Origin of the sequence: Indiicoccus explosivorum, from assembly GCF_002167005.1 — a bacterium.
GTDB lineage: Bacteria > Bacillota > Bacilli > Bacillales_A > Planococcaceae > Indiicoccus > Indiicoccus explosivorum.
The window spans coordinates 1-11,971 of sequence record NZ_NHTN01000045.1; the positions used below are offsets into that span (position 1 = coordinate 1).

Below are 11,971 nucleotides of genomic sequence, written 5' to 3' on the forward strand. Positions count from 1 at the left end.
GGGGCCGGGGCCGTTCATTGTATTTCTCAGCGTTTTGCTGTTCAGTTTTCAAGGTTCAGAAGGTGCTGCGTCGTTTGCAGCAACTTTACTAATATAACATTTAACCACAACATCGTCAACTGGAAATTTCCCTAAAAGATACAGGCTGTTTTCAGCAACTTCCCTATAGTAACAGCCTGTACTTATAACTGTCAACGATTAAATCCATCTTTTTTTATTATCGCTGTGGAAAATTAATGTCAGAAAAATTATTCTCTTAAAAAGATTGAACTTACCAGGAGATCGCTAACCACCGTTCCCTTCCACTCAATCAGCAATATCTGTGATGGATAAGGAACGGTCTGTATCGAGATTGATGATCGTACCGTTTGCATCCTTCCGGATAAGCGGTCGCAATGGGGAAGCTGGCTGGATGAATAAAACCTCACCACAGTCTCCGTCTGTCAGTCTGACTTTCCGGCCGATGAGCTGATCACTGAATAAACCGGTGAGCGCATCGACCGCCTGAGCATGAAACTTCCCGAACTCCTCGTTCAGTAGTATTTCAAAAGCCTGGAACGGAGTCACCGCCTTTTTATAGGTCCGATCACAGACAAGTGCGTGATAGGTATCCGCCACGGCAATCAATTGAGAGGAGAGCGAAATTTTCTTTGTCTTCTCTCCTTGAGGATAGCCGCTCCCATCCAGCCGCTCATGATGCTGAACAATAGCCAGTTTCATCTCAGGTTTCAGCAGCGGGGATTCTTTTACAAACTGGAAACTGAATACCGGGTGCTGACGGATAGCTAAAGAATCAGCAGCATTGAGAGCGGTCCTCTTTTTGATGATCCGTTGATCAATTTTAGCTATCCCGCTGTCTGCAAGAATTCCTGCCGTCATCACTTGCTGAACCTGTCCTTTTGGGAAACCTATCCGCTGTGCAAGAGCACCGGCGATGATCCCGACCGCTACTGCGTGGTGATGAATATAATCGGCTTCAGACGACAGGCGGTGGATATCCAGAAACGTGCTCCGGTTTTTCAGGAGCTCATCGCCAGGTGCCAAAACAAGCTGCCGCATCTTTGACAAGTCCACCTTACTTCCCGCTGTCCACTTGAAGTATTCCGACTTATGCTGACTGACCGCTTCTTTATAAAACAGTTCGAACCCGCTCGGTTCCTCCCTCGTTGCGGTCAGTTCTCCGATTTCTGTTTTAGCTTCCGGAACAGCCGAGTCATTTTGGAGAATATGTACTTTTTGAATGCTGAAAGCAAGCAGCACTTCTTTAATCTCTTCCGTAACGGAGGTGTTTGCTGGAACGATCGGCGATGTACTGAGTGAATAAACGTTTTCTGCAATCAGCTGGCCGGCTCTTAAGCTTTCTACCGGCAATTGGATGGTCCCCATATTCTTGTCTCCTCTAGTTTGTATGTGCGGATAATATCGGCCGATTTTAAAGAACTTCACCACTTTTTTTACAAAAAACCGCCAGAATAGGAATTTACGAGAGCCGGGATTTCTTTAATACTCATAATAATCTTCTGTGATAACCATTAAAAAACCGCTGCCTATCAGGCAGCGGTCGGAATCGTTATCAGATGGTTTCACTGTCATTCGTCTCTTGTTCAGTTGGTTCTTCCGTCAGCAGTTCATCTTCGTCTGCATTCGTTCCCGGTTCGACTGCCTCTTGATCTTCTTCGGGTACATCGATATCCTTCTGGACCTTTGCAACAGATGCGACGGTCTCTTCATCTCCGAGCCGGATGAGCTTGACGCCTTGCGCGCTTCTTCCGTTGATCGAAACATCATTCACATCGAAGCGGATGACGACTCCATGCTCGGTGATAATGATGATATCTTCCGAACCATCGACAGTCCGGACAGCAGATAGAGGGCCATTCTTTTCAGTGACCGTAGCGGTTTTAATCCCATAGCCGCCTCTCGACTGAATCCGGTACTCACTTTCATTCGTCAGCTTGCCATACCCTTTTTCTGTAACCACGAGAATGAAATCGCCGGATTCGAGCACTTCCATCCCAACAACCCAGTCTTCGTCTCGCAGACGGATTCCGCGGACGCCGCCCGCTGCCCGTCCCATGCTCCGGAGATCGGTTTCAGGGAAGCGGATGAGCTGGCCATCCCGTGTGCCGATTACAATTTCCTTACTGCCATCGGTCAATTTCACGGAAATCAGTTCATCCTCTTCCTTCAAGAGGATCGCAATAAGACCATTCGTCCGGATATTCGCAAATTGCGCAAGCGGAACGCGTTTTGCTGTGCCGTATTTTGTTGTGAAAACGAGGAAAGAATCTTCTTTGAACTCGCTCACCCGAATCATAGTGGTGACTTTCTCTTCTTTGTCCACTTCCACGACATTCACGATCGGCAGCCCTTTTGCCGTCCGGCCGAATTCAGGGATTTCGTATCCTTTCTTCCGAAAGACCTTGCCTTTATTAGTAAAGAACAAGATGGTATCGTGCGTCGATGTATACAGCAGGTGCTCGACGAAATCATCTTCGTTCGTCCCCATCCCCTGCATGCCGCGTCCGCCCCGGCTCTGGCTGCGATAGGTGCTCGCCGGCACCCGCTTAATGTAGCCGTTATGAGTCAGAGTAATGATGGATGCTTCGCGCGGTATCAAGTCTTCGTCTTCGATGACTTCCGCGCCGCCTGAAGTGATTTCCGTGCGCCGCGCATCGCTGAATCGTTCCTTGATCTCCGTCAGTTCATCCCGGATGATCTGGAGAATGCGCTGTTCATCCGCCAGGATGGCTCTGAGTTCGTCGATCAGTTTCGAAAGCTCCTGATACTCTTCTTCGATCTTGTCACGCTCCAGTCCCGTCAGACGCTGGAGACGCATGTCCAGGATGGCCTGAGACTGGCGCTCACTCAGTGAAAATTGCTCCATGAGACCGTTCCGCGCTTCTTCTGTCGTCTGTGAAGAACGGATCAATGCGATGATCGCGTCAATATGATCGAGTGCTATGCGGAGCCCTTCCAAAATATGTGCGCGGTCTTCCGCTTTCGCGAGCTCATATTGCGTGCGGCGGGTAATGACAACTTTCTGATGCTCCAAATAATGATGGAGTGTCTCTTTCAGGCTGAGCACTTTCGGCTGGCCGTTGACGAGCGCCAGCATGTTGATGCCGAAGCTCGTCTGCATCGCCGTCTGCTTATACAAATTATTCAGCACAACGTTTGCACTTGCATCGCGGCGGATTTCCATGACGATCCGCATGCCGTTCCGGTCGGATTCATCCCGAAGATCCGTAATCCCGTCGATTTTTTTGTCGCGTACGAGCTCTGCGATCTTTTCGATGAGTTTCGCTTTATTGACCTGGTAAGGAATTTCATGGACCAGGATTGTCTCCCGTCCATTCGGTTTCGTTTCGATTTCGGCTTTCGCGCGCACAAGAACAGAGCCTTTCCCTGTTTCATAGGCGCGCCGGATCCCGCTTCTTCCGAGAATGAGACCTCCTGTAGGGAAATCAGGGCCCGGAATCCGGTCCATCAGTTCTTCGGTGCTGATCGCCGGATTTTCAGCCAGTGCCAGAACACCGTCGATCGTTTCACCGAGATGATGCGGAGGTATATTCGTCGCCATACCGACCGCGATGCCGGACGTGCCGTTGACGAGCAGGTTCGGAAACCGGCTCGGCAGGACGATCGGCTCTTTTTCCTGGCCGTCGTAATTGTCTTTATAATCGATTGTGTTTTTATTGATGTCCCGCAGCAGCTCCATCGCGATTTTGGACATGCGCGACTCCGTATAACGCATGGCAGCCGCCGCATCGCCATCGACGGAACCGAAATTCCCATGGCCGTCGACGAGCATGTAGCGATAGCTGAAATCCTGCGCCATGCGTACCATCGTGTCGTATACAGCACTGTCGCCGTGCGGGTGATACTTCCCGATGACATCGCCTACGATACGGGCGGATTTCTTGTAGGGCTTGTCGGCGGTATTGCCCAAATCCTGCATTGCATAGAGGATCCGCCGATGGACCGGTTTCAGCCCATCCCGGACATCCGGCAATGCGCGGGAGACAATGACACTCATCGCATAGTCCAGAAAAGATGCCCGCATTTCCGTATTCAAATTTATTTCTTTAACGCCGCGGTTAGGCATATCGGCCATTCTGGCAGTCTCCTTTCACTTCTTCAATCAAATATCAAGATTCTGTACGTACTGTGCGTTCGCTTCGATAAAGTTCCGACGCGGCTCGACCTCGTCGCCCATCAGCATCTGGAACGTCTCATCCGCGAGCATGGCATCTTCGAGAGCGACTTGGAGAAGTGTCCGGTACTCCGGATCCATGGTCGTATCCCACAGCTGAGTCGCATTCATTTCGCCCAGCCCTTTGTATCGCTGGATGTTCGGCTTCGGCACAGCCGGAAGGCGGGACATTGCGTCCTGAAGTTCCTTATCGGAGTAGACATACTCGACATGCTTGCCCTGCTTGATCTGATAGAGCGGCGGCTGGGCGATATAGACATACCCCGCTTCGATCAGCGGCCGCATGAACCGGAAAAAGAATGTCAGGAGAAGCGTGCGGATGTGCGCTCCATCCACGTCCGCATCGGTCATGATCACAACTTTATGGTAACGGGCTTTCTCGAGGGCGAATTCATCCCCGATCCCTGTTCCAAGCGCAGTGATCATCGCCCGGATCTCCGTATTGGAGAGGATCCGGTCAAGACGCGCTTTCTCCACATTGAGGATTTTCCCGCGCAGCGGCAGGATCGCCTGGAAATGACGGTCCCGGCCGGATTTTGCGGAGCCGCCGGCAGAATCCCCTTCGACGATATAGAGTTCGGAAATCGCAGGATCGCGCGATGAACAGTCGGCCAGTTTCCCTGGAAGACTTGAAACTTCGAGCGCGGACTTCCGGCGTGTGAATTCCCTCGCTTTCTTGGCTGCGAGACGGGCCCGGGAAGCCATCAGGCCTTTTTCGATGACTTTTCTTGCATCGGCCGGATTTTCATACAGGAAGCGTTCGAGCCCTTCAGAAAAGATGTGGTTGACGATCTGGCTGACTTCCGAATTCCCGAGCTTCGTCTTTGTCTGTCCTTCGAACTGAGGATCCGGATGCTTGACGGAAATGACCGCTGTCAGTCCTTCGCGGACGTCTTCCCCTGTCAGGTTCGGTTCCGATTCCTTCAGCTGCCCGCTTTTGCGGGCATAGTCATTGATGACGCGTGTCAGAGCTGTTTTAAAGCCCGACTCATGCGTGCCGCCTTCATACGTGTTGATATTATTCGCGAATGAATAAATCGTCGATGCATAGCCGGCGTTGTACTGCATGGCCACTTCGACAGTGATGCCTTCTTTTTCTGATTCCACAAAAATCGGTTCTTCATGAAGCGGATCTTTTGAACGGTTCAAGTGTGAGACGTAGGAGCTGATACCGCCTTCGTAGTGGTAAGTGTTCTCCTTTTCTTCGCCTTCACGCTCATCGGCCACAATGATTTTCAAGCCCTTATTCAAATACGCCAGTTCCCGAAGCCGGTTGGCGAGTATTTCATATTCATAGACGATCGTTTCCGTGAATATCTCCGGATCCGCTTTGAAACGGGTCATAGTTCCTGTGCGTGCAGTTTCTCCGATGATGTTGAGTTCTTCGGTGACCATGCCGCGTGTAAACGTGATGCGGTGTTTTTTGCCATCCCGGCTGACCGTCACTTCTGTCGTCTCGGACAGCGCGTTGACGACCGATGCGCCGACGCCATGGAGACCGCCGGATACCTTATAGCCGCCGCCGCCGAATTTACCGCCGGCGTGAAGGACCGTCATGATGACTTCGACAGCCGGCCGGCCCATCTTTTCGTGCATGCTGACGGGGATTCCGCGGCCGTTGTCTTCGACACGGATCCAGTTGTCCGGTTCAATCGTAATTTTGATTTCATCACAATAACCGGCGAGCGCTTCATCGATGCTGTTATCCACGATTTCCCACACGAGGTGGTGGAGACCTTTTGAACTTGTGGAGCCGATATACATGCCAGGCCGTTTCCGGACCGCTTCAAGGCCCTCGAGCACCTGGATCTGATTTGCGTCATATGCTTGCTGCAATGCGTTTTCTTCCATTGCCATTGTGTTCACCTGCTCTTCCTGACAGTTATAGTCTGCCTTCCTCTGCTTTCCTGATCAGTGTCTGCGCCCGGTACGGTGACAGATGGACGGCCTGTTCTGTCACTACGGCAGAACGCCCTTCCCCTTCCCGGACCGGCAGGATGGCAATCACTGATTTTATTCGGATAAAACGGTCGCTGCCGATCTGCAGATACATCCGCCTCACTCCTTCGCTTGGCCGCTGATGACTTCGAAGAGGCGTGCCTGCCGGATCGTTTCATGTTCGATCCCTTCGACACTCGTCGTGGTGACAAAGGTCTGGACAGCGCCATGGATCGTATTCAGCAAATGCGTCTGCCGGTAGTCATCGAGTTCTGAAAGCACGTCGTCCAGGAGGAGCACCGGTGTTTCTCCGACTTCCTGCCGGATCAGTTCGATCTCGGCGAGTTTGAGCGAAAGCGCGACTGTCCGCTGCTGCCCCTGTGATCCGTATGTCTGCACGTCGTAGCCATTCACCAGGAACTGCAATTCGTCCCGGTGCGGACCTGCAAGCGTCACTCCGCGCTCCAGTTCCCGTTTCTGCAGCCCTTTCAGCTTCTGTTCCAAAAAAGACGCCATTTCTTCAGGTGCCCAATCCGGATCCAGTCCGCTGACTGGCAAGTAGCGGATCTGAAGTTCCTCAAGCCCCCGGGAAATGCCGCGGTGGATCGGTTCGGCCCATTGCTGGAGCAGTTCCATGAACTCGAACCGTTTTCGGATGATCTGTACTGCCGCTTCGATGAACTGACTGTTGTAGACATCGAACATGACGTCATCCACTTTGTTTTTTCCGTAATTCTGTTTCAGTATATGATTCCGCTGTTTTAAAAGTCGCTGGTAAGTCAGCAGATTATGAAGATAAACCGGCGAAATCTGACCGATTTCCATGTCGATGAAACGGCGGCGGACCTGCGGACTCCCTTTGACGAGATGCAGGTCCTCCGGCGCGAACATGACGACATTCAGCTGACCGATGTAGTTGCTGAGCCGGTTCTGCTCCAGATGGTTGACCTTCGCTTTTTTCCCTTTTTTCGACAGCGTGATTTCTAGCGGAAGATTGCCGTGCTTCCGGTGCACGTCACCTCTTATTTTACCATAATCCGCGTCCCAGCGTATCAATTCACGATCGTTTGAAGTCCTGTGGGATTTCGCCATGGAAAGCACGTACAGCGACTCCATGATATTGGTTTTCCCCTGTGCGTTTTCTCCGATGAATACATTGATTTCCGGTGAAAACGAGAGATCCAGATGCTCGTAATTCCGGAAATTCTCAAGCTGTATCCGATCAATCCGCATAGGGACCTACGCTTTCGTCCGCAGCCAGCCGGAAGCGGCCGGCTCCCGGAACGGTGATGACATCGCCAGGGTAAAGTTTCCGCCCCCGCCGGTCTTCTGCTTCCCCGTTCACGAAGACGGTATATTCGCTGAGGAACCATTTCGCCATTCCGCCGGACTGAATCGCGTTTATCATTTTCAGGAATTGTCCGAGCGTCACGAATTCCGATTCAATCGTCATATCCTTCAAAATAGCCTCAGTCCTTCTGCAGTTAATAGTTTTATTTTACCGTATGGCGGTCCATAAGTAAAAAAGGATAGCCTGTTTGGCTATCCTCATGCGGGAACATCGATTCAGTAAGTCCGGACCGGCAATATGAGCTGAAGGATGGAATCATCAAGCGCCGAGCGAAGAATGAACGGCCTCATCGCCCCGGTGAACTGGATGACGACATCCTGGCCGTCGATCGCTTTAAGGGCGTCCATCATGAATTTGGCACTGAATGAGATTTTCAGTTCTTCCCCTTCGATGGCTCCGGCAGCCAGCTGTTCTTCCACCTTTCCAATTTCAGGGGAGTTGGAGGATACTTCTACTTCCTCACTGCCGTTTGTCGTAAATCTGACAATATTGTTCCGTTCTTCTCGCGCCAGAAGCGAGGCGCGGTCAATGGCCTGCAGCAAGGCCCGGCCGTTTACTGTCACCTGCGTCTTGTGTTCGGATGGGATCAGCCGTGATGTATCCGGGTAGTTCCCTTCCAGCAGACGCGAGAAGAATAGAATATTCCTGGATTTGAACAATACCTGCTGGCTCGTCATCACCACTTCCACAGGATCAGCGGAATCATGGAGGATCTTATTCAGTTCATTCAGGCTTCTTCCCGGGATGACTGCGCTGTGTTCCTCCTGCAGTGACTGGAGCTTCGTCTTCCGGCGTGCCAGGCGGTGGCTGTCCGTCGCTACACAGACGAGTTCCCCATCCTTCACTTCCCAATGCACGCCGGTCAGTACCGGACGGGTCTCGGAAGTCGACACGGCGAACACAGTTTCACGGATGATCGTCTTCAGCAGATCCGCCGGAATCGAGAACAATTCTTCCTCTTGGACATCCGGCAGCTGCGGATAATCAAGCGGGTCCAAACCGATCAGATGGAATTCCGATTTTCCGGAACGGATGTGGGTCTGGAAATTGCGGTTGATTTCGATTTCCACTTCATTGGTCGGCAGTTTCCGGATGATCTCCCCGAAAACCCGGGCCTGGAGCACGATGCTCCCCCCTTCTGAGACACGCAGAATTTCTTTTCCATCTTCTTCGGCCGGGATGAATGTCTGGATCGTGATATCCGAATCACTGCCTGTCAGACTGATTCCATCAGCGGAGACGTCCATCTTTACACCTGTCAAGATCGGGATTGCGGTTTTCGAGCTGACGGCTTTCATGACATCGCTCAGTCCATCGAGAAGCCGGTCGCGCATGATTTCAAATTTCATCTGTCCTACCTCGCTCACTATAATTATTTATTTTAAAGAACTTAAAACAGTAATAGTAATAGGGCCTGTGGATTTGTGGATAAGTGATTTCGGGCGAATAAAAGCAGTCTATCCGCCTGTAGATAGACTGTGTATAAAAAGTGCTGTTGAATGCTGGGTTATCCACAGGCAAATCCGTCACTTGCCGAGCTCGCTTTTGATTTCTTTCAGATCCTGCTGAAGCGCCTGGCTGTCTTTCAGCATGACGGAGATTTTTTCATGGGCATGGATGACGGTCGTATGGTCCCTGCCGCCGAATTCTTCTCCGATTTTCGGCAGCGAGAAATCGGTAAGTTCCCTCGAGAGATACATAGCGATCTGGCGCGGGAATGCAATGTCTTTTGTGCGCCGCTTTGTCTTGAAATCTTCCAATTTGACGTTGAAGTGCTTGCCGACCGCGTTCATGATATCGAGAATGGTCACGGTTTTCGGTTTTGCGCTCGGGATGATGTCTTTCAGCGCTTCAGCAGCCAAGTCGCCGCTCATGTCCCGGTTAGTCAAAGACGAGTATGCGACGACGCGGATCAGCGCCCCTTCCAGTTCCCGTATATTCGAATCGATCTGATTGGCGATATACACCATCACATCGTTCGGGATATCCAGGCCGTCCGCTTTCGCTTTCTTCCGGAGGATCGCAATGCGCGTCTCCAGGTCCGGCGGCGTGATGTCAGTGATCAGTCCCCATTCGAAGCGCGACCGGAGACGGTCTTCAAGCGTCGGAATCTCCTTCGGCGGCCGGTCGCTCGAGATGATGATCTGTTTCGCTTCTTCATGCAGCGCATTGAACGTATGGAAAAATTCCTCTTGAGTCTGCTCTTTGCCGGCAAGAAACTGGATATCGTCGATGAGCAATACATCGACACTCCGATACTTGTTGCGGAAATCACCGGTTTTATTGTCCCGGATCGAATTGATGAATTCATTCGTGAATTTTTCGGAAGACAGGTATACGACCTTCGCCTTCGGATTGTGCTCAATTACATAGTGTCCTATTGCGTGCATCAAATGTGTCTTGCCAAGTCCTACTCCTCCGTAAATGAACAGCGGATTGTACGCTTTTGCCGGCGCTTCCGCCACAGCGAGCGACGCTGCGTGGGCGAACCGGTTGCCGGAGCCGATAACGAATGTATCGAACGTATAGCGGGGATTGAGCATCCCGGGCAGCGTTCCGGACTGTTCCTGGTCTTCTGCCTGTACGCGCGGTGCAGGAAGCTCGAAATCATCCATCTCCTGGTCCTTCGGCACGACGAACTTGATCAGCAGATCCCGGTTCGTCAGATCGGCCAGAATGCCGGTGATGAGATGGACGTAATGGTTATCAAGCCAATCCCTGGCAAAAGAGTTTGGAGCAGCGATCGTGACGGTATCTCCTTTATAAGACAACAGTTTCGTCGACTTCAGCCACGTCTCGAAGCTCGGCTTGGAGATTTTCGTCTCGACTTGCGCTAAGACACTTGACCACAATTCGTCCAAGTGTTCCAATAGCTTGTCTCCTTTATGTAAATAGTTTTTTACGCTATATAAACAAAATCACAGGCTGTGGATAAGATGCGTGAACAAGAGTGGAAAACTCTATCCACAACTTATGCACAATCTGTGGATAATTTTATTGGGAAAATATTTATCAACAGAGGAAAACAAGTTAATTCTAACAAAAGGACAGAGACATTTCAATAGCTTTTCAAGCTTATCCACATGACCGTCCGTATCCACATCACAGTTACCCACAGCCGGTTATTTTGTGAAGAACATGTAGACAAGGGGTGTGGATAATCTTCAAGGCGCGAAAATACAAAGCAGGTTTTATCCGCAGGAACCTTTTCACTATGTGGATAACTTCAGTTTCCCCTCACGGCTGAATCTCGGATTTCCGTTGACAATTGGAGCCGCGTCCTTTTATAATAGTCAAGACTGTCTAAACGAACAGACAACATTCCATTCAGGAGGTGTCATATAGCATGAAACGCACATACCAACCGAAAAAACGCAAGCACAGCAAAGTACACGGCTTCCGTGCCCGCATGAGTACGAAAAACGGCCGCAAAGTCTTGGCTGCACGCCGCCGTAAAGGCAGAAAAGTACTATCAGCTTAAGTCCACTGATCAATCAGTGGTCTTTTTTTTCTTTTTTTGCCTTTATCGGGCCGAAAAAGACTACTCAAAGCAGGTGAATAGAATTGAACAAGCATCAGCGGATTAAAAAAAGTCAGGAATTCCAGCGGGTTTTCAAGAAAGGCAAATCCTTTGCGAACCGGCAGTTCATCATCTACGTGTACCGGACTGGCCAGCCTGAATTCCGGATCGGCCTGTCCGTCAGTAAAAAGATCGGAAATGCTGTTACCCGCAATCGCATCAAGCGCTATATCCGCCAGGTATTTCTTGAAATGAAAGAAGAAGTGCGCCAGGATGCGGACTATGTCATCATCGCCAGAAAACAGGCGGCCGACCTCGATTTCCATGAAACAAAAAAGAGCTTACAGCACGTTCTGAAGATTGCGCGCGTTCTCCGAAAAAAGTAGAAACGCTGAAAGTGCGAATGGTATGATAAAAAAGCTGAATAAGAAATAAAGTTTGGGGGAAGAAAGTTGAATAAGCGTATAAGTCTGCTCATTCTGCTGGTTGCGAGTGCCCTGCTGCTGTCAGGCTGTACAGAGTATAACCAGCCGATTTATGAGACGAGTGAAGGTTTCTGGAATGAGTTCATTGTATGGCCGCTCGTGTCACTTATCGTCCTGTTCAAGGACCTGCTCGGCACATACGGCCTCGCGATCATCGCAGTGACGGTGATCATCCGGCTGGCCATCCTTCCGCTTATGATCAAGCAGACGAAAAGTTCCAAGCGGATGCAGGAAATTCAGCCGGAAATGCAGAAGCTCCGGGAAAAGTACAAATCCAAGGACGCTGTCACACAGCGCGAGTACCAGCAGGCGATGCAGAAGCTTCTGCAGGACAACAACGTCAATCCGCTGGCAGGATGTTTCCCTGTAATCGTCCAGATGCCGATTCTGATCGGTTTCTACCATGCGATCAACCGTATGAACATGACACCGGAAATCGATCTCGGAGCCTTTCTCATTTT

The 11,971-nt window shown here is 50.8% G+C and carries 11 protein-coding genes; 3 read left to right on the plus strand and 8 right to left on the minus strand.

Annotation, left to right across the window (positions count from 1 at the left end; genetic code table 11):
- Positions 1-306 precede the first annotated feature (306 nt).
- From CCE92_RS12260 to dnaA, 8 genes are all read right to left on the minus strand, one after another.
- The gene (locus CCE92_RS12260) at positions 307-1,386 is read right to left on the minus strand and encodes an HD-GYP domain-containing protein (RefSeq protein WP_088008296.1); all 1,080 of its coding nucleotides are present in this window, start codon (positions 1,384-1,386) and stop codon (positions 307-309) included.
- A 187-nt stretch (positions 1,387-1,573) separates the two neighbouring features.
- Positions 1,574-4,117 carry a DNA gyrase subunit A gene (gyrA, locus tag CCE92_RS12265; protein ID WP_088008297.1) on the minus strand — a complete coding sequence of 848 codons (2,544 nt, stop codon included), beginning with the start codon at positions 4,115-4,117 and terminating at the stop codon, positions 1,574-1,576.
- A gap of 27 nt (positions 4,118-4,144) precedes the next feature.
- Entirely contained in the window at positions 4,145-6,073 is a 1,929-nt protein-coding gene (gene gyrB, locus CCE92_RS12270; protein ID WP_088008299.1) for a DNA topoisomerase (ATP-hydrolyzing) subunit B, read from the minus strand.
- Between the two features lie 25 nt (positions 6,074-6,098).
- The gene (locus CCE92_RS15870) at positions 6,099-6,269 is read right to left on the minus strand and encodes a hypothetical protein (protein ID WP_155522837.1); all 171 of its coding nucleotides are present in this window, start codon (positions 6,267-6,269) and stop codon (positions 6,099-6,101) included.
- 5 nt (positions 6,270-6,274) lie between these two features.
- Positions 6,275-7,387, minus strand: a complete 1,113-nt coding sequence (gene recF, locus CCE92_RS12275; protein ID WP_088008301.1) for a DNA replication/repair protein RecF — start codon at positions 7,385-7,387, stop codon at positions 6,275-6,277.
- Positions 7,377-7,607, minus strand: a complete 231-nt coding sequence (gene yaaA, locus CCE92_RS12280; protein ID WP_420913240.1) for a S4 domain-containing protein YaaA — start codon at positions 7,605-7,607, stop codon at positions 7,377-7,379. Before yaaA ends, recF begins: the two co-directional genes overlap by 11 nt.
- A gap of 113 nt (positions 7,608-7,720) precedes the next feature.
- On the minus strand, positions 7,721-8,854 hold the full coding sequence (dnaN, locus tag CCE92_RS12285) for a DNA polymerase III subunit beta (RefSeq protein ID WP_088008305.1): 1,134 nt from the start codon (positions 8,852-8,854) through the stop codon (positions 7,721-7,723).
- A gap of 177 nt (positions 8,855-9,031) precedes the next feature.
- A complete protein-coding gene (gene dnaA, locus CCE92_RS12290) occupies positions 9,032-10,375 on the minus strand; it encodes a chromosomal replication initiator protein DnaA (protein ID WP_088008307.1) in 1,344 nt (447 codons plus the stop codon).
- Positions 10,376-10,851: 476 nt separating this feature from the next.
- On the opposite strand from dnaA, the gene rpmH reads away from it, so the two are divergent.
- From rpmH to yidC, 3 genes are all read left to right on the plus strand, one after another.
- A complete protein-coding gene (rpmH, locus tag CCE92_RS12295; RefSeq protein ID WP_004233310.1) occupies positions 10,852-10,986 on the plus strand; it encodes a 50S ribosomal protein L34 in 135 nt (44 codons plus the stop codon).
- A gap of 83 nt (positions 10,987-11,069) precedes the next feature.
- Positions 11,070-11,411 carry a ribonuclease P protein component gene (gene rnpA / locus CCE92_RS12300; RefSeq protein WP_088008309.1) on the plus strand — a complete coding sequence of 114 codons (342 nt, stop codon included), beginning with the start codon at positions 11,070-11,072 and terminating at the stop codon, positions 11,409-11,411.
- Between the two features lie 66 nt (positions 11,412-11,477).
- The coding region (gene yidC / locus CCE92_RS12305; RefSeq protein ID WP_144391017.1) for a membrane protein insertase YidC at positions 11,478-11,971 on the plus strand (494 nt) is incomplete at its 3' end.